Here is a 22,240-nt window from a genome sequence, read left to right on the forward strand (position 1 = left end):
CTGCTTCTGCCGCCCCGCACGAGGCACCTGGATCACGCCAGCCGCACCACCACCTCCTGGGAGGCTCCGGCCGCCGCGGTCAGACTGCCGAGGCCGAGCTGGAGCCGTGCCCCGGTGGACGCCGAGACCACGCTCGCCGCCTGGGACAGCACCTGGCTGACGGGCCTGTCCCACGCGAGGGTCAGCGATGTCAGCGTGCGGGTCGGGTCCGAGACGCAGAGCACCGCCGTGCCGTCTCCGCGCTCCCGCACCGTCACCGAACAGGGCGCACTCGCCTGCAGTGCGCCGACCGTCCCGGACTGCCAGAAGTTGACCCCGGTGAAGGCGAGGGAGCCGACCGTCACACCCTGCGCGGCCGTATTGTTGGCGATCACCGCGAGCCATCCCGCGGTGGCCGCCCGCGCCGAGGTCTGGGCGGCCGTGGCTCCCGGCATCACCTGGTAGACGTAGTTCCCGGCCGTCGGATCCGTTCCGTGGTCGTACCAGAGGGTCAGGTAGCGCCGGGTCAGGGCTGTGGTGGAAGCACTCCGGTTGATGTCGCTCCACCTGCCGGTACGCGCTTCCCGCAGCGCCCTGAACGTCCCCGAGCCCGACATGACATACCCGCCGAAGCCCGCCAGATGGGCCCAGCCGGGACCGGGGAAGGACGCGCTCCAGCCCAGCGTGCCCGGCTGGAGCGTGCCGCCGACGGTCAGCGCGTGGGTGCCGGCCGCGCCCAGATTCCGGTTGTCGATGACCGAGTCCACGGCCGTGCCGTCCGCGGCACTGATCCCGGCGCCCAGGCAGACCACCGTGTCATCGAGGAAGAACCAGGACTTCCGCGCCGTGAGCGTGCTCCCCAGCCCCTTCAGGTGCTGGCCCACCGAGGCGAACTCCCCGTCGGTCGTGCCGCCCACCCACGTCACGTCCGGCCGCGAGGCCCCCCAGTCACCTCCCGCCCCGTCGGCGAGCAGCTTGCGCGAGGCCGTGGTCCCGGGCAGCCGGTACGGATTGACCGTGGGCCAGAAGGCGTCCGAGTACTGGCCGTTCCCGGAGGCGGAACCCCACCAGCAGAGCATTCCGCTGCCGGTGTGCCAGCCCCGCAGGTTCTCACCGTTGCCCGTTTCGTAGTGCGTGATCCGCTTCGAAGCCATGGACAGCGAGGCCGCCCAGCCCGGCCGCCGGTGCACCGCCCGGTCCATGGACGGGAACAGCCGGTGCACCACCGGCTCGGGCTCCGCCGTGACCGAGGTGTCCGCCGTCACCGCGGAGAGCCGGGCCAGGGCGGACAGGCTCTGCGTGGTGTCCGCCAGCGGGGGACTGAAGTAGTCCCGCGCGGCCCAGCCCTTCACCAACTTTCGCCAGCGGGTCCGCTCGGCGCTGCTCGCGCCCTCGGCGAGCAGCAGGATCGCGGCGAGTACGGCGTGCCCGCGCGTGTGGTCGTCCATCTGCACCTGCAAGGGGTCGGCCACCTGAACGCCCCGGCTCGGGGCGCGTCCCGACACCGCGTCCATCACGAGGCCGTTGAAGAGGAACGGTGCCCACGCGTGCTCGACCGCGTCGAAGACGACCTGCGAGCCGGGATCGGTCACCTCCCACGTCGTCCCCTTCAACAGGCCGAACAGCATGCCCAGTCCGCCGAGCATGACGGACCCGTACGAACCGGTGTAGGCGACGTAGGAATGCTGGATGAAGGAGCCGTCCCGGTAGAGCCCGTCACCGTTCGTGACGTACGGGAAGACCGGCGAGAGGGCGTCCCGGGCCAGGGCGATCTTCGCGTTGTCCCCGCCGACCACCCCGCGCAGCGCCAGCACGCGGCACAGGTCCACCCGGTTCGCTCCGGTGCTGGTCCCGGTGTAAGCGGCGACGGCGGAATCCGGCACGAAGTGGTCCACGGCGGCGCAGTAGTCGGCGAGCCGGGCGGCCGGTAGCTGGCCGTACAACAGGACACAGACGTCGAGCAGCGCCTGGGGAGCGCCGATCTGCCAGCACCACCAGTTTCCGTACCGCGCCTGGGTGGCGTTGTAGGCCTGGGCGTGCATGTGGTCCAGCCCGGTCAGCAGGGCCGTACGCAGCCCGGAGTCACCGGTGAGCCCGGTACCGGGCCGGACGTAGGCCTCCGCCATGCCCCTCAACCGGTAGTAGCTCTGCGCCATCCACTCGGGATCGGTGGTGAAGACCTGGTCGGGCCAGAGCGAACCGGTGGCCGGAGCCATCGAGGACTGCCACTGGCCGGCCTGCGTGCCCAGCTTCGCCAGCCGGGTACGGAACGGCTCCGCGGTGGCGGAGAACCCCGTACCCAGGACGAGGCCTTGCCACACCGTGCGCATGGCGTCGTGAACCGAGGTGACCGTCCCGGCGACCGCCTGGAAGGCCGGTGTTCCGATGAGCACCACACTTCCGCCCACCGCCGTGAGGAAGGCGCGGCGGCTCCACACATCTGTCATCACAGTCTCCTTTGACTGAAACGCTTCCGGTCCCCGTGCTCCTCGTACTCCCCGTGCCCCCTCGTCCCCTTGCGATTTCCTGCGCCCGCCCCTCACACCCCGGTCGACCGCCGCGCCCGCCACCTCATGCGACGTGCTCGCGGTAGCGGTCGATCACCTCCCCCAGTACCTCTTCGCCGTCCCGGGCCCAGAGCCCCGGATTGAAGATCTCCACTTCCACCGGCCCCCGGTACCCGGCGGCGTCGGTCAGCTCCCGGAAGGCCCGCAGGTCGATCGAGCCGTCACCCAGCTGCCCCCGGCCGAGCAGTACGCCCTCGGGCAGCGGAGTCACCCAGTCGGCGACCTGGACGGACACGATCCGTCCCGCCTCGCCCGCCCGCATCACCTCGGCGGGGACGCGCTCGTCCCACCACAGGTGGTACGAGTCGACGACCACCCCCACCTGTGAGGCCGGGAACGGCTCGGCGATGTCCAGGGCCTGACCGAGGGTGGAGACCACGCAGCGGTCGGCCGCGTACATCGGGTGCAGCGGCTCGATCCCCAGGCGCACCCCGTGCGCGGCGGCGTAAGGGGCGAGCTCGCCCAGGATGTCGACGATGCGCAGCCGGGCCCCTGCCAGATCCCGGTCCCCTTCCGGCAGACCGCCCGAGACCAGGACCAGTGCGTCGGCCCCCAGCGCGGCGGCTTCCTCCACGGCCCGGCGGTTGTCCTCCAGGGCGGCCGCGCGCCCCACCGGATCGGCGGCGGTGAAGAAGCCGCCCCGGCACAGCGAGCTGACCCGCAGCCCGGCCCCGGCGATCAGCTTCGCGGTCTCCCGCACCCCGAACCGCCGCACCGGATCGCGCCACAGACCGACCGCGCCGACCCCGGCCGCCGTGCATCCGGCGACCAGCTCGGGCATCGACCACTGGCGGACCGTCTCCTGGTTCAGGCTGAACCGGGCGAGTGCCGACGCCCGGCTCACGATGCCACCCCGTGCAGGGCGAACAGCTGCCGCATCCGGGCCTCGGCGAGCTCCGGGTCGGGGAAAAGGCCGAGGTCGTCGGCCAGTTCGTAGGCGGTCGCCAGATGGGGGAGCGACCGGGCCGAGTGCAGCCCGCCCACCATCGCGAAGTGCTCCTGGTATCCCGCCAGCCAGGCCAGCAGGACGACGCCCGTCTTGTAGTACCGGGTGGGTGGCGCGAACAGGTGCCGCGACAGTGCCACCGTGGGATCGAGCAGCTCCCGGAAGCCCGCCGGGTCGTCCCGGTCGAGGGCGATCGCGGCCCGCGCCGCGATCGGGGCGATCGGATCGAAGATCCCCAGGAGGGCGTCGCTGGACCGCTCCCCGTCCCCGGCGATCAGCTCCGGATAGTGGTAGTCGTCGCCCGTGTAGCAGCGCACGCCCGCCGGCAGCCGGCGCCGGATGTCCACCTCGCGCCCCGCGTCGAGCAGCGAGACCTTGATCCCGTCGACCTTCTCCGGACATTCCGCGATGATCTTCAGGAAGACGTCCGTGGCCTCGTCCAGATCCCCGTGACCCCAGTACCCCTCCAGCGCCGGATCGAACATCGGCCCTAGCCAGTGGAGCACCACCGGCCGGGCGCTCTGGCGCAGCAGGGTGCCGTAGACCTCGAGGTAGTCCTCCGGACCGCGCGCCGCCGCGGCCAGGGCCCGCGAGGCCATCAGCACGGCCCCCGCCCCGCACGCCTCGACGTGCGCCAGCTGCTCCTCGTACGCCGAGGTGATGACGGCCAGGGAGTGGACGGTGTCCGGGGCCAGCTGGTCGGTGCCCGCGCCGCAGACGATCCGGCCGCCCACCGATCCCGCATCGGCGGCCGACCGGCGGATCAGCTCCGCGGCGGCCGGCCAGTCCAGGCCCATCCCGCGCTGCGCCGTGTCCATGGCCTCGGCGACCCCGAGGCCTTGAGACCACAGCCGGTGCCGGAAGGCCAGTGTGGTCTCCCAGTCGATCACCGGCTCCGAGTCGGCGGAGGCGGCGAGCGGATCGGCGACCACGTGCGCGGCCGAGTAGAAGGTGCGGCTGTGGGCGGCACCACAGCTCAGCGGCGCCAGCGGAGCGGTGAGCGGGGTGTGCCGGCGGAACGCGCCGTCCACCGACGGAAGCAGGATGCTCACAGCGCCACCTCCGGCACCGCGAGCCGGCGGCCCTCCGCCGAGGAGCGCAGTCCGAGATCGGCCAGCTGTACCCCGCGGGCCCCCGCCAGCAAGTCCCACTGCCAGGGCTCGTCCAGGACGACGTGGCGCAGGAACAGCTCCCACTGGGCCTTGAAGCCGTTGTCGGCGGGACTGTTGTCCGGAACCTCCTGCCACTGGTCGCGGAACCGCTCGGTCAGCGGCAGGTCGGGATTCCACACCGGCTTCGGCGTGGCCGCGCGGTGCTGGATCCGGCAGCCGCGCAGCCCGGCGACCGCCGAGCCGTGCGTCCCGTCGACCTGGAACTCCACCAGTTCGTCACGGTTGACCCGGACCGCCCAGGAGGAGTTGATCTGCGCGACCGCGCCGCCCTCCAGCTCGAAGATCCCGTACGCCGCGTCGTCCGCCGTGGCCTCGTACGGCTTGCCGTCCTCGTCCCAGCGGCGGCCGATGTGGGTGCGCGTCAGCGCCTGCACGGTGCGGACCCGGCCGAACAGCTCGTGCAGCAGGTACTCCCAGTGCGGGAACATGTCGGCGACGATGCCGCCGCCGTCCTGCGTCCGGTAGTTCCACGAGGGCCGCTGGGCGGCCTGCCAGTCGCCCTCGAACACCCAGTAGCCGAACTCTCCGCGTACGGAGAGGATCTCGCCGAAGAAGCCGCCGTCGATGAGTCTCTTGAGCTTCAGCAGCCCCGGCAGGAACAGCTTGTCCTGCACCACCCCGTGCTTGATCCCGGCGGCCTCCGCCAGCCGGGCCAGCTCCAGCGAGGACTCGAAGCTCGAGGCGGTCGGCTTCTCGCAGTACACGTGCTTGCCGGCCGCCACGGCCTGCCGCACGGCCGCCTCGCGGGCGCTGGTCACCTGTGCGTCGAAGTAGATCTCGACCTCGGGATCGGCCAGCACGGCCGTCAGGTCCGTGCTGACGTGCTCCAGTCCGTGCCGCTCGGCGATGGCTCGCAGGGCCGCCTCGCGGCGCCCGACCAGCACCGGCTCCGGCCACAGCACCGTGCCGTCGCCGAGATCGAGCCCGCCCTGCTCGCGCAGTGCGAGTAGGGAGCGGACCAGGTGCTGGCGGTAACCCATCCGCCCGGTGACGCCGTTCATGGCGATCTTGATCGTCCTGCGCTTCACGGAGTCCCCTCCTTCACTTCGTGTGCGGTTGTTCGATACGGGGAAAGCCGCAATAGAAAGCGCTTTCACTCCGTTCAGGCTAGGGCCGCGCAACGCCGCCGTGCAAGACTCTTACGGGTGATAGAAAGCGCTTTCTCGATCGGGGAGGATGGAGATCCACACACGGGATGAGACGATGACCCGGGACGGATGGGAAGAGATCGGGAGGAGGGGTCCGATGGCGGTGACACTCGCCGAAGTCGCGGCACAGGCGGGCGTATCACCCGCGACGGTCTCGCGCGTGCTGAACGGCGGTTACCCGGTGGCCGGCGCCACCAGGACCCGCGTGGAGCAGGCCGTCGAAGACCTCGGCTACATCGCCAACGGCCCCGCGCGGGCCCTGGCCGCCGCCACCTCTGACCTCGTGGGCGTCCTCGTCCACGACGTCGCCGACAGCTTCTTCGGCATCCTCGCCGGTTCCTTCCAGAGCGCCCTCGCCCCCGGCGGCCAAGGCGACGCCCGCCGCCTGGCCGTCGTCTGCAACACCGAAGGGGATCCGGCCGCCGAGCTCGCCTACCTCGCCCTCCTGGAGGGCCAGCGGGCCGGCGGGGTGGTCCTGACCGGCGGCGCCGTCGAGGAACCGGAGCACACCCGGGCACTCGCCGCCCGCCTCGCGCGGATAGCCGCCAGCGGCGCACCCGTGGTCCTGTGCGGACGCCCCCCGCTGCCCATGCCCGCCGGACTCCCCGTCGCCACCGTCATGTTCGACGACCGTGGCGGCGCCTTCCGGCTCACCGAGCACCTGCTGGCCCTCGGTCACCGCCACATCGCCTACGTCGCCGGCCCGCCGAAACTGAGCACCACCCGGGAGCGGCTCGCAGGCCACCACGACGCCCTGCGCCAGCACGATCCTGGACTGCCCGGGCGCTGCGCGGACCTCACGGTGCACGCCGGATTCGAGCGCTCCGCCGGCTATGACGCCACCCGCGAACTGCTCCGCCGCGGAGCCCCCTTCACGGCCGTCGCCGCGGCCAACGACACCGTCGCCACCGGCGTGGCCGCCGCCCTGCGCGAAGCGGGCCTGCGGATACCCGAGGACGTCTCCGTCGCCGGCTTCGACGACCTGCCCGTCTGCCTGGACACCGCGCCCGCCCTCACCACCGTCCGGTTGCCGCTGCGCGAGGCGGGCTCGCTCGCGGCCCAACTGGTCACCGGCCGCCGAGCGCTGCCCCCCGGCGGCATCACCACACTGCCCGCCGAGCTGATGGTGCGCGCCTCCACCGCCGCGCCGCCCGCCGCCCGCCGAGGGAGCCGTCCTTGAGGTACGCCTTCTCCACGCTCGGTCTGCCCGGCACCCCCCTGGAGCGGAGCGCCGCCCTCGCCGTCGCCCACGGGTACGACGGCCTCGAACTGCGCGCCCACCCCGAGGAGCCCCTGCACCCCGGGAGTTCCGCGGCCGAGCGCACGGCGGGCTTGCGGACGCTCACCGGCGAGGGCGTCCGCGTCCTCGGGGTCGCGGGGTACGCCAAGGTGGCCGCCCCCGGCCCCGACGAGGCGGTCGTCGCCGAGGTCCACGCCCTGATCCGGCTCGCCGCCGACCTCGAAGCCCCCTACGTACGGATCTTTCCCGGCGGCGGCGCGCAGGCCGGGGCGGAAGCCGACGACCGGGCCGTCCGCCGGCTGCTGGCGACCGCCCCGTTCGCCGAGCGGCACGGGGTGCGGATCCTCCTGGAGACACACGACTCGCACCGCACCGGGGCCGCGGCCGCCCGGGTGCTGGACCGGGTCGCGCATCCGGCCGCGGGCGTGTTGTGGGACGTACTGCACACCTGGCTCGGGGGCGAGTCGCCGGCCGAGTCGAGCCGGGCCCTGGCCGCGCACCTGGGCTACGTACAGGTCAAGGACGTGGCGTCCGCGCACGAGCTGACTCCCCTCGGTCTTGGCCGGGGAGCGCTGCCGCTCGCCGAAGCCGTGGCCCTCGTACCGCCGGGCGGCTGGATCTGCTGGGAGTACGAGAAGCGGTGGCACCCCGACGCCGCCGAACTGCCGGGGCAGCTCGCGCGGGGCCGGGAGTACCTGGAGGGGCTGGTGGCCCGGGGGACCGGCGGGACCGGCGGGCCTGCGGGGGCCGTCAGGCCGAGTGGGTGAGCCGGCCCGGGTCGACGGGGTGGCGGAAGCCGAGCCCCAGCGCGTAGCGCTCCAGCTCCTGGACGGCCGTCGCCGCCAGCCGGTCCAGCTCCCCGCCCAGCGACCCCGCCACATGCGGGGTCAGGAGCACGTTCGGCAGGTTGTACAGAGGGGAGACGGCGGGCAGCACCTCCGGCTCGGTGTGGTCGAGCACGGCGTGCAGTCGCCCCGACACCAGCTCCTCGGTTAGTGCGGCGGTGTCGACGAGCGAGCCCCGCGCGGTGTTCACGAGGGTGGCGCCGTCCGGCATCAGGGCCAGCCGCGAGGCGTTCAACAGGTGGTAGGTCTCCGGCAGTGCGGGCGCGTGCAGGCTCACCACGTCGCTGTGGCACAGCAGTTCGTCGAGGGAGACGGCCTCGGCGCCCAGGGCCGCGAGCTCGGCCGGATCGGCGTACGGGTCGTGCACGAGGACCCGCAGGTCGAAGGGGCGCAGCAGCTCCAGTACGCGGCGGCCGATGAGCGAGGCGCCGACCAGGCCGACCGTGCGTCCGTAGTTGCCGACGGCCGGGTAGCGGCGGAACAGGTCGATGGGGCCGCGGGCCGCCCGGTAGGTGTGCGCGGACTCCAGGACGCGCTTGTTGGCGAAGAGGATGGCGGCGAGCGTGTACTCGGCCACGGGCAGGGCGTTCGCGGCGGCGGCACTGGAAACGAGCAGCCCGCGGTCCCAACAGGCCTGAGTGACATGGTGCTTGACGCTTCCGGCGGTGTGCACGACGGCCCGGAGCCGCGGCATCCGGTCCAGTGCGTACGCCTCCAGCGGAGGGCAGCCCCAGCCCGTGAACAACACCTCGGCCGCGGCGAGCCGCTGGGCGCAGGAGTCCTCGGCGAAGGCGGAATCGAAGTCGGTGACGAGCAGGTCCGGGTCCACGTCCGCGACCCTGACCAGCTCCGGCAGGATCCGGCCGCCGAGGACGGCTGCCCGGGTGCCCGGACTCATTGCGAGCACGGTAACGGGCCGGTAGGCGGCGGCGGCCGAGACGGATTCAGCGGCGGGGACCGATGCGGCGGCCGAGGCGGCGGCCGGGCCGGACGAGGGGGCTGGGTCGGTCACTTGGCGGCTCCTGCGGTGAGATCCGAAGTTGTCCCGGGCGGCCGCGAAGGCGAACAGGAAGATGGTCACAAACCCCGACCGCGACACCGGGAACGACACGGGTACGAGCGTGCGCGGGTTCACTCTTGCCGTCCGGAGGGTGCGGGCCGGGCCGGGCCGGGAGGGTGGGGGTGGGGGGCCAGGGCCACCGCTCCCCAAGGAGGCGGCCCCGGAGCTGTCCGTGTGAGGCCCATCCTTTGCACCGTCAGCCACGTCGTCAAGAGCGAACGCACGAGTCGATCGAAACGATCAGTCCGGTCCGTTCCGCCTGCCCTCCCGGCCCTCCCTTCACGGGCGGACGATCAGCCGGGGAAGCAGTTCCACGTGCTGCCGCGGACCCTCGTCCGCGGTGTCTTCTCCCGAACCGCCGCGTCCTGCTTGCCCGTACCCATAACCGTGCCCGCCCCCGCCCCCGGTCAGCCGGTCCAGGAGGAGCCCCGCCGCCCGTGCCCCCACCTCGCGCTTGGCCGGCGCCACCGCCGACAGCGGTACGTCGGCCAGCCCGGCCACCTCGTCGTCGTACGTGATCACCGCCAGGTCCTCCGGCACCCGCACGCCCCGCGCCTGGAGCCGCGGGATGAGCATGATCGCGTCCGTGTCGCTGTGGATCAGGGCAGCCGTCACCCCGCGCCGCGTGACCGCCGCGCACAGGTACTCCAGCGCCCGTGCGAACACCTCAGCCTCCGTACTCGGCCCCGGTCCGGCCTCCGGCCAGGCCGGGGCCGGATCCAGACCGAGCGCGGCCACGGCCGCCTCGAACCCGGCCCGCAGCCGCGCGGACGTCGGCGTCTCGCGGCTGGCCAGCGCGATCCGCCGGTGGCCCAGCCCCGCCAGGTGCTGCACCGCCCGCGCCGCGCCGTGGGCGTGGTCGGAGGCCACCCGGTCCAGCGAGGCGGCCGGGTGCCCCGGCGGCGCCCACCGTTCCACGAGGACCGTCGGGACGGCCAGTTCCGCCGTCCACGCGCCCTCGCCGGGCCCGGGCGAGCCGGTGTCCCAGGTCGGGGTCAGCAGCAGTCCGTGCGCCCCCGTGGACAGCAGCCGCTCCGCCTGCGTCCGGTCCTCGCCCGGCAGGTAGCGCGTCAGCCCTACGGTGAGCCGCGCGCCCCGCGCTTCGACGACCTCGCGGGCACCGCGCACGACATCGGCGAAGTAGTACTCGGTGGTCGGCACCACCATCCCGACCACCAGCCCGCTGCCGCCGCCCGCGCCCGCGCCCGCGCACTCGCCCTCCTCGGCACCGCCGTCCGTGTCGCCTCCGCCGCCCGTGCCACCCGTACGGGACGGTCGCGGCCCGGCCGCTCCGACCGCCGCGGCGGGCCCGTCTTGGCCGTCCCGCCCCGCCTCCACCCGGCTGATCACCCCGTGCATCCGCCGGATCTCGCCGCGAGCCGCCATCGCCTCGATGTCCCGCCGCAGGGTCACGGGGGAGACGCCGAGCTCTCCGGCGACGTCCGCCACGCGCACGCTGCCCCGGGCCTGGACGATTTCGAGCACCCGGGCCTGGCGCTGGTCCACATGTGGTCTCAAAGGGGTCCCCCTGCGGTCGGCGGGCGCGCTGCGCACGGGTGCTGAGGCACGGTCCGCGGCCCTGCGTGTTCGTGAGGCGGCTCCATCATAGAGAACCAAACGATCGAATCGATCGCTACCGATCAAGTGGTCATTGACGCCGTGATCCGCGCATTCATATATTCGGCCAGGTCCCGCACCTCACGGCAGCATCTCTACCTCTCCCGGGAGTCAGCGCATGCTCACGTACGACCAGGACGGCTTCCGGCGCGCAGACCGCCCCCACCGCATCGTTTCGGGGGCCCTGCACTACTTCCGGGTCCATCCCGACCTGTGGGAGGACCGCCTCACCCGGCTGCGCGCCCTGGGTGTCAACACCGTGGATACCTACGTCCCCTGGAACTTCCACGAGACCGCCCCCGGCAAGGCCGACTTCACCGGCTGGCGCGACCTCGGGCGCTTCCTGCGCATCGCCCAGGACCTCGGCCTCGACGCCATCGTCCGCCCCGGCCCGTACATCTGCGCCGAATGGGACTTCGGCGGTCTGCCCGCCCGCCTCCTCGCCGACGAAGGCCTGCGCCTGCGCTGCTCGGACCCCCGCTTCGAGGCCGAGGTGGACGGTTGGTTCGACCTCGTCGTCCCCGAGCTGCTGCCCCACCTCGCCAGCCGCGGCGGGCCCGTCGTCGCCGTCCAGATAGAGAACGAGTACGGCTCGTACGGCAACGACGTCCGCTACCGGGCCCACATCGAGCGGGGGCTCGTCGAACGAGGCGTCGACTGCCTGCTGTTCACCGCCGACGGCCCCGAGGACGCCATGCAGCAAGGAGGCATGCTCCGGGGACGGCTCGCCACCGCCACCTTCGGCGCCAAGCCCGCCGAGCGCCTCGCCCACCTGCGCCGCTACCAGCGGACCGGCCCGCTCACCGCGATGGAATTCTGGATCGGCTGGTTCGACCACTGGGGCGAGGAACACCACGTACGCGTGGCCGAGGAGGCGGCGCAGTCGCTCGACGAGCTCCTGGCCTCCGGCGCATCCGTCAACCTCTACATGGCCCACGGCGGTACCAACTTCGGCTTCTGGGCCGGTGCCAACCACTCCGGCTCCCGCCCCGGGGATCCGGGCTACCAACCGACCGTGACCAGCTACGACTACGACGCCCCCATCGGCGAGGCGGGTGAGCTGACGGCGAAGTTCCACGCGTTCCGCGAGGTCATCGGCAAGTACGTGCCGCTGCCCGAAGGACCCCTGCCCGAGCCGCTGCCCCGGATGACCCCCGCCCTCGCCGTCCCCGGGGGCGCCGCGCCGCTCCTGACGCACCTCGACGTCCTCGCGGGCGCCCCGGTCCTGCGCCCGGCTCCCGAATCCATGGAGAAGCTCGGCCAGGACCACGGCCTGATCCACTACCGGACCACGATCACCGGTCCTCGCCCCGCCATGCCGATCAAGATCGACGGGCTGGGCGACCGCGCGTACCTCTTCGCCGACGGCGTGCCGCTCGGCATCCTGGACCGCAACGCCCCCGACGAGGGGATCGCCCTGCCCGTCGGCGAGGCCGGAGTCGTCCTCGACGTCCTCGTCCGGGCCCAGGGGCGGGTCAACTACGGCCCGCTGCTCGACGACCGCAAGGGCATCGCGCGGGCGGTGCGCCACGGGCACCAGCACCTCTTCGAGTGGGAGATACGGCCGCTACCGCTGGCCGACCCGGCCGCGCTCACGGCGCTGGAGTGGTCGCAAGACCGCGACGCGGGCACGGACGCGGGAGCCGATGCGGGCACGGACATGGGCACGGACGGTCTGGCCAGGCCCGCCTTCCACCGCTTCACCCACACCCTCGGCCCGGCCGGTTCCTCCGGCGGCCCCGGCGGTCCCGCCGACGGGTTCATCGACCTCTCCGGCTGGGGCACCGGCCTGATCTGGCTGAACGGTTTCCTCCTGGGGCACTACGACACTCCGCGCGGCCCGCAGCGCACGCTGTACGCCCCCGCCCCGCTGTGGCGGGCCGGGGCCAACGAGATCGTCGTACTCGAGCTCGAGGCCCCCGGCACCGAACTGCCGCTGCGCGACCAGCCCGACCTCGGCCGCCCGACGGTCGTCGACATCGATTACTGACCCGCTGCCCGGAGCGCGCGGCCGTGTGGAGGAGCTCGCACCGGCCGCGACGCCCCGCGGTTCGACAGGCTGACGCGCAAGCGGGCAGACGGACTTGTTCTTGCCCACCGGCGGACGGCGGACGGCCGCACCAGGGTTGTCCACAGGCACATGCCCCGCCCGAACCGTTCGTCCTAGACTGGCCGCTTGATTGATCATGTGCCGGACGAGTGTGGAGGAACGACTCTCATGCGCTATCTCCCCCTGGGCAGTTCAGGTCTTCAGGTGTCCGCGATCGGGCTGGGCTGCAACAACTTCGGCGGTCGCCTCGACGCACGGGCCACCCGTTCCGTGGTCGACGCCGCGCTCGACGCGGGCATCACCCTCCTCGACACCGCCGACATCTACGGCGGCCGCGGCGGCTCCGAAACTCACCTCGGCGAAGCCCTCAAGGGCCGCCGCGACCAGGTCGTCCTCGCCAGCAAGTTCGGCTTCGACGGCGTGGACATGGGCTACGGACCCGCGGCCGGCTCCCGCGGCGGCCGCGCCTACGTCCGCCGTGCCGTCGAAGAATCCCTGCGCCGCCTGCAGACCGACCACATCGATCTCTACCAGCTGCACAGCCCCGACCCGGCCGTTCCCGTGGCCGAGACGCTCGCCGCGCTCACCGAGCTCGTCGCCGAAGGCAAGATTCGCTATTTCGGCCACTCGAACTTCAGCGGCTGGCAGCTCGCCGAAGCCGCCCACGTCGCCCGCGAAACCGGCGCGGCACCCTTCGTGTCCGCGCAGAACGAATGGTCGCTGCTCCAGCGGTCCGCCGAGCGCGAGCTCGTCCCCGCCGCCCTCCACTACGGCGTCGGCGTACTGCCGTACTTCCCGCTCGCCAACGGTCTGTTGACCGGAAAGATCCGACGCGGCGCGCCCGTCCCCGCCGGCTCCCGCCTCGAAGGCCGGGACGCCTACCTCACCGACGAGCGCCTCGACACCGTGGAAGCGCTGGCCGCGCTCGCCGAGATGCACGGCCGCACCGTGCTGGAACTCGCCATCGGCTGGCTCTCCGCCCAGCCCGGCTGCGCCTCGGTCATCGCGGGCGCCACCTCCGCCGAACAAGTGCGTGCCAACGCGGCCGTGGCCGACCGTCAGCTCGTCGCCGAGCTGCTGGACGAGGTCGACGCCATCGCGGCGGCGGCCGCATGACAGACACCGGGTCCGGGGTCAGGACACGATGTCCTTGCGCGCGAATCCGCGGAAGGCGAGCGCGAAGAGCACCAAGGCGTACGAGACAGACACCGCCGCGCCCTTGACCATGCCGCCCCACTCCAGCTGCGGCTGCAGGGCGTCGGCCCACGCGAACTGCCAGTGCGCCGGGAGGAACTCGCGCCACGACCCCAGCGCGGTCACCGCGTCCAGCACGTTGCCGACGATCGTCAGACCGACCGCGCCGCCCACCGCGCCCAGCGGCGCGTCCGTCCGCGTCGACAGCCAGAACGCCAGTCCGGCCGTGACCAGCTGCGATACGAAGATGAAGGCGACGGCCAGGGCGAGCCGCCCCACCGTGTCCCCGGCCGCCAGGGCGCCGCCCGTCGGGATCTTCAGCGGCCCCCAGCCGTACGCGGCCGTGCCCGCCGCCAGCGCCACCACCGGCAGCAGCACCATGGCCGCCAGGCTGAACCCGAGCGCCACCACGAGCTTGCTCCACAGCAGCCGCGCCCTCGGCACGGGCGAGGCCAGCAGGTAGCGCAGCGAGGACCAGCTGGCCTCGGAGGCCACGGTGTCCCCGCAGAACAGGGCCACCGGCACCACCAGCAGGAAACCGGCCGACACGAACAGGCAGGTGGCCGCGAAGTTCGCGCCCGACGCCGTCGCCGTGTCGATGAGGGTGATCCGGCCGTTGCCGCCGCCGCGGCTGCCCGGTCCGCCGCCCACCGCGAAGGCGATCATCAGGACGAACGGCAGCGCGGCGAGGATCCCGCCCATGACCAGCGTCCGGCGCCGACGCCACTGCCGCAGCGCCTCCACGCGCAGCGGTAGCGTCCGGTTCGCCCGGTAGCCGGGAGCCACCTCGGTCACGTCCATCAGCTCTGCCACATCCGCCATGTCCGCCACATCCGCCATGTCCGTCACATCCGTCGGGGCTTTCACGCCGCACCTCCGATGAGGGTGAGGAACGCGTCCTCCAGCCGACGGTGCGGCCCCACTCCCGACACCGGCACCTCCAGCCGTACGAGTTCGGCGATCAGGTCGGCGGCGCTCGCGCCGTCCAGTCGTACGAGCAGCCCGTCGTCGGCGCGCTCCACGGCCTCCACTCCCTCCAGCGCGGCCACCTTCTCGGTCACCGTCTCGTCCACCGGCGCGGCCAGCGTTACCAGCAGGACGTTCCCGCCGCCGGTGATCTCGGCCACCTCGCCCGCCTGCACGAGGCGGCCGCGGTCCATGACCACCAGGTGCGTGCAGGACTGCTCGACCTCCGACAGCAGGTGGCTGGAGACGATGACCGTCCGCCCGGCCGCCGCGTACCGGATCATCACGTCGCGCATCTCGCGGATCTGCGGCGGGTCCAGGCCGTTCGTCGGCTCGTCGAGGATCAGCAGGTCCGGCATGCCGAGCATGGCCTGCGCGATCGCGAGGCGCTGGCGCATGCCCTGCGAGTACGTGCGCACGGCGCGCTCCAGGGCGTCACCGAGCCCGGCGATCTCCAGGGCCTCTCCCATGTGCGAGTCCTCGGCGGGGCGGCCGGTGGCCTGCCAGTACAGCTCCAGGTTGGCCCGTCCGGTCAGGTGCGGCAGGAATCCGGCGCCCTCCACGAACGCTCCGACCCGCGACAGCACGGGCGCGCCGGCCCGTACCGCGTGCCCGAACACCCGGATCTCCCCGGCGTCCGGGGTGATCAGGCCCATGAGCATCCGCAGGGTCGTGGTCTTGCCCGCGCCGTTGGGACCGAGCAGGCCGAGCACCTGGCCCCGTTCCACGCGGAAGGACAGGTCCCGTACGGCATAGCGGTCCTGCGCCTTGGCATAGCGCTTGGTCAGCCCGGTGATCTCCAGCGGTACGCCGACGAGCGCGGGCTCGGGCTGCGGTGCGCGCGCCCCCATCCCGCCCCGCCCCCGGCCGGTCCTCCGGATCCCCCCCAGACCCGCGGCCAGGAGCACCGCCGCGAGCGGCATCCCCCACGTCCAGGCGGGCAGCCCGGAAGACGCCGTGCGCACCCCTTCCGCGACGGGCACGGCCAGTGGCCCCGTCGCCGACACGGTGTACGCCGCCGGCGCGGCCGGGGACGCGTAACCGAGGTCGGTGGCCGCGACGACGAGCCGGAGCCGGTGCCCTGCCTCGACGGCGTGGTCGATCGCGGGCAGTCGGAGCTCGATGGTCCGGTCCTGCTGCGCGTTCTCCACGCGCACCGGGGCCACGAGCTGACTGGGCAGCACCTGCTGGCGCCCGTCGGGCCCGACGTCGTAGACCTTGCCGAACAGCACGGCCGCGCCGTCCGCAGCTGTCGACCTCACCTTTAGGGTGATGGTCGGGGTGCCGGTGATGCGCATCCCCTCGGCCAGCGGCTCCGAATCGAAGCGCGCGTTCTGCCCGGGGAAGTCGAGCGAGAGCCCGCCCCCCAGGGCGGCCAGCTGCCCGCCGATGCCCGGCAGCGCGGACAGCGCGGGCGGGGCCCCGCCGGCCGGGTTTGCGAAGGTCTGCTCCCGGCCGGTCAGCGCGAACGCGCGCGGGCCGGACAGCAGCCCGGGGTACGTGGAGCCCGTCGCTCCGCGCAGTTTGACCTCGCCGTCGGTGGAGTCGATGCCGCCGGAACGCGAGACGCGGAAGGCGGGACCGGTGTCCACGGCCGTGTCGTCCTTGAGGTAGCGGTCGAACCAGGTCTTCACCCGGTCCTCGACGCGGTCCGCCTCGCGCATCCCGCCGTCGTGGCCGCCGGCCGCCCAGTCCACGGAGACGGGCGCCCCGTTGGCGGCGATGGCCTTGGCCATGGCATCGGCCTGGTCCAGCGGGAAGAGGGAATCGTCCTGGCCCTGCACGATCAGCGTCGGCACCTTGATCGCCGAGCCGACCGCGGAAGGACTGCGCCGATCCAGCAGCTCGCGGGCCTCCGGGTCGGGCTTCCCGGCCACCGCGACCCGCTCGTACATCGAGCACAGCTCGGGCTGGAACCGCCCGCAGCCGGGTGCGAGCGCGGCGGGCTGCGCACCCGGAGCGCCCGGTCCGCCCGAAGCGCCTGGGGCGCCCGGCTGGAGGCCGCTCGCGGAACCGGTGGTGAAGAAGAGGCCCGCCCACAGCTTCTTGAAGACGCCGTCGGGAAAGAGCGAGTCGGCGAGGCTCCAGTACGTGATCGAGGGGGCGATGGCGTCCACGCGCGGATCGTGACCGGCCGCGAGCAGGGAGACGGCGCCGCCGTAGGAGCCGCCCGCGATGCCCACGCGCGGGTCGCCCGCCGTATCGAGCCGCACCCCGGGGCGGGCCGCGAGCCAGTCGATCAGCCGGGAGACGTCCTTGACCTCGTAGGCGGGGTCGTTCAGCCCGATCTTGCCGCCGGAGCGGCCGAAGCCGCGTGCGGACCAGGTCAGCACGGCGTAGCCGTCGCGGGCGAGGCGCTCGGCCTGCGGCCGTACGTCGTCCTTGCTGCCGCCGAAACCGTGCGCGAGCAGGACGGCGGGACGTTTCGCCCCGCCGTCCGAGCCGTGCCCGTCGCCACTGTCGGTGGTGAAGTACGAGATGTCGATGCCGGCGCCGGGCATGTCCACTACGTGGTCCTCGCGGCGCACGACCGGAGCGCCGCCGGCCGCGGCGGTGGCCGCGGCGCTGCCCGCCCCCGCGACGACGGCGAGCGCGGCCGCGCCCGCGAGCAGGCGGCTTCGGCGGCGCCGGGGCAGTCGGAGCTTCATACGGGAACCCTAATCGCCAGGCCCGCGCCGTCCGCGCTCCCGAAGGGTGAACTGCCGACCTTCTCAAGGACTACGCCGCCGACCGCGCGTACCGCGCCTGCGGTACACGGTCGGCCCGGGGCGGCACGCGAGTCGGTACGCGGCAGGCCCGGCGCGGTACGCAGCCCCGTAGGGAGGCCGGTACGCGGTAGGGACCCCAGCCCAGCCCAGCCCAGCCCAGCCCAGCCCAGCCCAGCCCAGCCCAGTCCAGTCCAGTCCAGGCCGGCCCGGCCCGGCCCGGCCCAGCCCAGCCCAGTCCAGTCCAGGCCGACCCGGCCCGGCCCGGCCCAGCCCAGGCCAGCCCGGCCCAGCCCAGGGCAGCAGGCCATGCGAGGCCAGGGCAGCCCAGCCCAGGGCGGGTACGCCGCCGAAGAAATGGAGCGGAGCTCCCGCCCCTGCCCCGAGCCCCGACCTGCGCCCGGCGCCGGCCGGCGGGAGGATGGCCGCATGCTGCTGGCCGAGGTCGCGCGCGTGTCCCGGGAGGTCGCGGAGAGCTCCGCCCGCTCGCGGAAGACCGCCCTGCTCGCGGAGCTGTTCGCCGCCGCGCCCCGCGACGAGGCCGAGCTGGTGGTCTCCTACCTCGCGGGCCGGCTCCCGCAGGGCCGCCCCGGAATCGGCTGGCGCGCGCTCGCCCGGGAGACGGAGCCCGCCGCCGAACCCACCCTGACCGTGTCCGCCGTCGACGAGGCGGTGACCCGGTTCGCGGCCGTCGCGGGGGCCGGCGCGCAGGCCGAGCGCCGCCGGATCCTGGAGGGCCTCTTCGCGGCGGCGACCGGACCGGAGCAGCGGTTCCTGCGCAGTCTGCTCTCCGGCGAGGTCCGCCAGGGTGCGCTCGACGCGGTCGCCCTGGAGGGCGCGGCCGCCGCGGCCGGGGTGCCGGCCGCCGCGTTGCGCCGGGCCGCGATGCTCGAGGGTTCCCTGCCCCGGGTGGCGGCGGCGGCCCTCGCCGGCGGCGCGGCGGCCCTGGGCGAGGTGACACTGCGCGTGGGGCGGCCCGTACAGCCGATGCTGGCGAACACCGCCGGATCGGTGGCCGAGGCCCTGGCCGCGCTCGGGCCGTGCGTGGTGGAGGAGAAGCTCGACGGCATCCGGGTGCAGGTCCACCGCGAGGGCGACGAGGTCCGGGTGTACACGCGTTCCCTCGACGAGATCACCGACCGGCTGCCGGAGGTGGCCGAACTGGCCCGGTCGCTGCCCGGGGAGCGGTTCATCCTCGACGGGGAGGTCATCGGACGGTCGGCGCGGGACGGGCGGCCCGTGCCCTTCCAGGAAGTGGCGAGCCGGGTCGGTTCGCGGACCGACGTCGAGGCCGCCCGGCGTGTCCTGCCGGTCTCCCCCTTCTTCTTCGACGTGCTGGCGGCGGGCGACGACGTGCTCCTCGACCTGCCGGTGCGCGAACGGTACGAGGCGCTGGCGGCCCTGGTGCCCCAGGAATTCCGGGTGCGCCGGCTCGTGGTCGAGGACCCGGTGACCCAGAGTGCCGAGGCGGAGGAGTTCTGGATCGAGACCCTGCGCAGGGGCCACGAGGGGGTCATGGCCAAGTCGCTCGACTCCACCTACGCGGCCGGCCGACGCGGCAAACACTGGCTCAAGGTGAAACCGGTGCACACCCTGGACCTGGTGGTCCTCGCCGTCGAACGGGGACACGGCCGGCGCACCGGCCTCCTGTCCAACCTGCACTTGGGCGCCCGGTCCGCCGACGGGACCTTCGCCATGCTCGGCAAGACCTTCAAGGGGCTCACGGACGAGATGCTGCGCTGGCAGACCGAGCGGCTCGGCGAGCTCGCGGTCGAGGACGACGGATACACCGTCCGGGTCCGCCCCGAACTGGTCGTGGAGATCGCCTACGACGGCCTGCAGCGTTCCCCGCGCTACCCGGCGGGAGTGGCCCTGCGCTTCGCCCGGGTCCTGCGCCACCGGCCCGACAAGCGGGCCGAGGACGCGGACACGGTGGAGACGGTGCTCGCCGGGTTCGGCCCGGACCGTTCCGCTTGAGCGGACAAGAGCCAGATCAGGCGGGGCGGTCGGCTGGCCGAGGAAGGATTTGCCTCAGAGGCAACGGAGATTGCCACCGAGGTAATCATCTGGCTCAATCGGGGGCATGACAACCGGTCCTGCCCCCGGCCCCGAAGACGCGGTCGCCCCCGACAGCATCACCGACACGGCCGGCAGCGGCGCGGAGCTGCCCACCGTGGCCCCGCAGCTGCGCGAGCTGCGCCGCCGCGCCGGGCTCACCCTGGAGGCCGCCGCCTCCCGCGCCCGACTCTCGCCCGCGCACCTGTCGCGACTGGAGACCGGCCGGCGCCAGCCCTCGCTCCCGCTGCTGCTCGGTCTGGCCCGCACCTACGGTACGACCGTCTCGGAGCTGCTGGGGGAGACCCCGGCCGTCGCCGATCCCATCGTACGGTCCGGGGGCCCGGGCGCCCGCGAGGCCGACGGCTGGACGTACTGGCAGGCCGGCGGCTCGGGCCGCGGGATGCAGGCGCTGCGCGTGCACGTCCCCTACGGCCGCAGCCAGGGCGAGCTGGTCCGCGTACATCCCGGGGAGGAGTGGCTGTACGTCCTTCAGGGGCGGCTACGGCTGCACCTCGGGGAGAGCGAACACCTGCTGGAACCGGGGGACAGCGCGCACTTCGACTCGCTCACCGCGCACCGGATCGGCGCGGCCTCGTCGGCCGGAGCCGACCTCCTGTTCGTCCACACCCTGCTGCAGAGCAGCCTCGCCGGACTGTGCCTCGGCGCAGGCACCACCACGACGCACCACCCGTAGCGGACCGTCGGCCGAAGACGGCCGAAGCGGCGCCCCCGTAAGCCGCCCCGACCGAAAGCAGAGGAGAGTCCCCACCCATGTCCCAGACGGAGCAGCAGCCCCAGGCGCCGCAAGCCCCGGCCGCGCAGACCCAGCCCTCCGGAGCCACGGAGGTTCAGCCCGCGGAGGCGGCGGCGTCCGAGGGCGTCCGGCGGCGCTTGGAGTCGAAGTTCCCGCGCGGTCTGGTCATCCGGCTCATTGCCTACTTGTTCGTAGGCCATCTCTTCGCCTTCTTCGTCTACTTGCTCTTCGTCCTCGGCGGAAAGAACCAGTGAGGCCGGGCTCGAAGTTTCCGTTCGCGGCTCTAGGAACCTGCAAGTCTTGAAGTTACCCTCCGCGCATGATTTCCACGGTTGTCTGGGGTACCGGCAACGTCGGCCGTTTGGCCATCCGTGCCGTAGAAGCCCATCCGGCGCTGAAACTGGCCGCAGTCATCGTCCACGCTCCCGACAAGGTCGGCCGCGACGCCGGTGAACTCGGCCAACTGGACCACCGAGTCGGGGTTCGGGCCACCGACGACATCGAGGCGGTGCTCGCCGCCCGTCCGCAGGCCGTCGTGTACGCGGCTTCGGGCGACATCCGCCCCGACGACGCACTCGCCGACATCACGCGGGCGATCCGCTCCGGGGCGGTCGTCGTCAGCCCCGCCCTCTATCCCCTCTACGACCACCGCAGCGCACCGCCGGAGTTCCTCGATCCGGTGACCGCCGCCATCGCGGAGGGCGGCGGCTCGTTCTTCGGCTCGGGCGTCGACCCCGGCTGGGGCAACGACGTGCTCCCGCTCCTGCTCAGCGGACTCGGCACCAGGATCGACGTCATCCGCTGCCAGGAGATATTCGACTACTCCACCTACGACCAGCCGGACTCGGTCCGCCTCCTCGTCGGCATGGGCCAGCCCATGGACTTCGAGCCGATGATGCTCATGCCCTCCGTCCCGACCATGGTGTGGGGCGGTCAGATACGGATGATGGCCCGCGCGCTCGGGGTCGAACTCGAGGACATCCGCGAGACGGTGGACCGCCGCGCCCTCGACACCACCGTCACCACACGGACGATGGGCGCGTTCGAGGCCGGTACGCAGGGCGCCATCCGCTTCGAGGTGCAGGGCATCGTGGAGGGCGAACCGCGCATCGTCATCGAGCACGTCACCCGCATCCACGGCTCCTGCGCCCCCGACTGGCCCTCCCCGCCCGACGGAGGGGACGGGGCGCACCGGGTCGTCATCGAGGGCCGCCCGCGCATAGAGGTCACCATCGAGGCCACGGACGAGGGCGAGAACCGCTCCGCGGGCGGGAACGCCACCGCCGTCGGCCGGCTGGTCGGTGCCATCGACTGGCTGGTGGCCGCCGAACCGGGGCTCTACGACGCCCTGGACGTCCCCCTGCGCCCCGCCATCGGCAAACTCGGAAGGAAACAGCCATGAGGATCGACGTGCCCGAAGGCCAGCACCCCATCGAGTACGTGTGGGGCGACCTGGTACCCGGCATCGGCATGGCCGCAGCCAACTTCTCCCTGTCGGTGTACGCCCACACCACCTTGGGCCTGCGGGAGTTCGAGGCCGCGCGGCTGCGCGTGGCGCAGATCAACGGGTGCGTCTTCTGCCTGGACTGGCGGACGGACCGGGACGGGGAGAAGGTCGAGGACGCGTTTCCCGAGGCCGTCACCGAGTGGCGCACCACGGACCGCTTCGACGAGCGCACCCGGCTGGCGGCGGAGTACGCCGAGCGGTACTGCCTCGACCACCACGGTCTGGACGAGGAGTTCTGGGAGCGGATGACGGCGTGCTACAGCCAGGTGGAGATCGTGGAGCTGACGATGAGCATCGGGTCGTGGCTGGCCTTCGGCCGCCTCAACCACGTGCTCGGTCTCGACAGCGTGTGCGTGCTCCCGGGCCACTGAGTCCGGGCAGAGGCGAAGCGGACACGCGGACACGAAAAAAGGACGCGCGACGCGCGGACAC

17 protein-coding genes are annotated in these 22,240 nt (G+C 73.1%); 9 read left to right on the forward strand and 8 right to left on the reverse strand.

Translation table 11 applies throughout. The features are described 5' to 3' along the window. Nucleotides 1-32: 32 nt before the first annotated feature. The 4 genes from J7E97_RS10505 to J7E97_RS10520 form a co-directional block, all read right to left on the reverse strand. Nucleotides 33-2,426 (reverse strand): polysaccharide lyase 8 family protein, encoded by a 2,394-nt coding sequence (locus tag J7E97_RS10505; RefSeq protein ID WP_215024830.1) that lies wholly within the window; start codon nt 2,424-2,426, stop codon nt 33-35. Between the two features lie 124 nt (nt 2,427-2,550). Then, a complete protein-coding gene (locus J7E97_RS10510) occupies nt 2,551-3,327 on the reverse strand; it encodes a sugar phosphate isomerase/epimerase (protein ID WP_215024943.1) in 777 nt (258 codons plus the stop codon). Nucleotides 3,328-3,386: 59 nt separating this feature from the next. Then, nucleotides 3,387-4,544: a dihydrodipicolinate synthase family protein gene (locus tag J7E97_RS10515; RefSeq protein WP_215024833.1), complete on the reverse strand. Its 1,158-nt coding sequence runs from the start codon at nt 4,542-4,544 to the stop codon at nt 3,387-3,389. Continuing rightward, nucleotides 4,541-5,665 carry a Gfo/Idh/MocA family protein gene (locus tag J7E97_RS10520; RefSeq protein WP_251054226.1) on the reverse strand — a complete coding sequence of 375 codons (1,125 nt, stop codon included), beginning with the start codon at nt 5,663-5,665 and terminating at the stop codon, nt 4,541-4,543. Before J7E97_RS10520 ends, J7E97_RS10515 begins: the two co-directional genes overlap by 4 nt. A gap of 244 nt (nt 5,666-5,909) precedes the next feature. On the opposite strand from J7E97_RS10520, the gene J7E97_RS10525 reads away from it, so the two are divergent. Together J7E97_RS10525 and J7E97_RS10530 are read left to right on the forward strand one after the other, a co-directional pair. Then, nucleotides 5,910-6,992 carry a LacI family DNA-binding transcriptional regulator gene (locus J7E97_RS10525; RefSeq protein ID WP_215024838.1) on the forward strand — a complete coding sequence of 361 codons (1,083 nt, stop codon included), beginning with the start codon at nt 5,910-5,912 and terminating at the stop codon, nt 6,990-6,992. Further along, nucleotides 6,989-7,819, forward strand: a complete 831-nt coding sequence (locus J7E97_RS10530; protein WP_215024841.1) for a sugar phosphate isomerase/epimerase — start codon at nt 6,989-6,991, stop codon at nt 7,817-7,819. The genes J7E97_RS10525 and J7E97_RS10530 overlap by 4 nt, the downstream gene beginning before the upstream one ends. Here the strand turns inward: J7E97_RS10530 and J7E97_RS10535 are convergent. Beyond that, the gene (locus tag J7E97_RS10535) at nt 7,803-8,795 is read right to left on the reverse strand and encodes a hydroxyacid dehydrogenase (protein WP_215024946.1); all 993 of its coding nucleotides are present in this window, start codon (nt 8,793-8,795) and stop codon (nt 7,803-7,805) included. The two genes, J7E97_RS10530 and J7E97_RS10535, sit on opposite strands and share 17 nt — an antisense overlap. Nucleotides 8,796-9,236: 441 nt before the next feature. Next, nucleotides 9,237-10,475, reverse strand: a complete 1,239-nt coding sequence (locus J7E97_RS10540; RefSeq protein ID WP_215024844.1) for a substrate-binding domain-containing protein — start codon at nt 10,473-10,475, stop codon at nt 9,237-9,239. A gap of 217 nt (nt 10,476-10,692) precedes the next feature. Between J7E97_RS10540 and J7E97_RS10545 the strand changes: the two genes are divergently transcribed. Together J7E97_RS10545 and J7E97_RS10550 are read left to right on the forward strand one after the other, a co-directional pair. Then, nucleotides 10,693-12,564 carry a beta-galactosidase family protein gene (locus J7E97_RS10545; protein WP_215024847.1) on the forward strand — a complete coding sequence of 624 codons (1,872 nt, stop codon included), beginning with the start codon at nt 10,693-10,695 and terminating at the stop codon, nt 12,562-12,564. Nucleotides 12,565-12,792: 228 nt separating this feature from the next. Then, nucleotides 12,793-13,740, forward strand: a complete 948-nt coding sequence (locus J7E97_RS10550) for an aldo/keto reductase (RefSeq protein ID WP_215024850.1) — start codon at nt 12,793-12,795, stop codon at nt 13,738-13,740. A gap of 18 nt (nt 13,741-13,758) precedes the next feature. Here the strand turns inward: J7E97_RS10550 and J7E97_RS10555 are convergent, their stop codons facing one another. After that, on the reverse strand, nt 13,759-14,640 hold the full coding sequence (locus J7E97_RS10555; protein WP_215024853.1) for an ABC transporter permease: 882 nt from the start codon (nt 14,638-14,640) through the stop codon (nt 13,759-13,761). Nucleotides 14,641-14,681: 41 nt separating this feature from the next. Next, entirely contained in the window at nt 14,682-17,432 is a 2,751-nt protein-coding gene (locus J7E97_RS10560) for an alpha/beta fold hydrolase (RefSeq protein ID WP_215024856.1), read from the reverse strand. A gap of 486 nt (nt 17,433-17,918) precedes the next feature. On the opposite strand from J7E97_RS10560, the gene J7E97_RS10565 reads away from it, so the two are divergent. From J7E97_RS10565 to J7E97_RS10585, 5 genes are all read left to right on the forward strand, one after another. After that, complete coding sequence (locus tag J7E97_RS10565; protein WP_215024859.1) at nt 17,919-19,466, forward strand: ATP-dependent DNA ligase; 1,548 nt, start codon at nt 17,919-17,921, stop codon at nt 19,464-19,466. A 106-nt stretch (nt 19,467-19,572) separates the two neighbouring features. Beyond that, a complete protein-coding gene (locus tag J7E97_RS10570) occupies nt 19,573-20,241 on the forward strand; it encodes a helix-turn-helix domain-containing protein (RefSeq protein WP_251054216.1) in 669 nt (222 codons plus the stop codon). A gap of 77 nt (nt 20,242-20,318) precedes the next feature. After that, on the forward strand, nt 20,319-20,555 hold the full coding sequence (locus J7E97_RS36800) for a DUF6126 family protein (protein WP_308346453.1): 237 nt from the start codon (nt 20,319-20,321) through the stop codon (nt 20,553-20,555). Between the two features lie 65 nt (nt 20,556-20,620). Then, nucleotides 20,621-21,703, forward strand: coding sequence for a dihydrodipicolinate reductase (locus tag J7E97_RS10580; protein WP_215024862.1), 1,083 nt, complete (start codon nt 20,621-20,623; stop codon nt 21,701-21,703). Further along, on the forward strand, nt 21,700-22,179 hold the full coding sequence (locus J7E97_RS10585) for a carboxymuconolactone decarboxylase family protein (RefSeq protein ID WP_215024865.1): 480 nt from the start codon (nt 21,700-21,702) through the stop codon (nt 22,177-22,179). The genes J7E97_RS10580 and J7E97_RS10585 overlap by 4 nt, the downstream gene beginning before the upstream one ends. Nucleotides 22,180-22,240: the final 61 nt, after the last annotated feature.

It is taken from the genome of Streptomyces sp. ISL-66 (assembly GCF_018614135.1).
GTDB lineage: Bacteria > Actinomycetota > Actinomycetes > Streptomycetales > Streptomycetaceae > Streptomyces.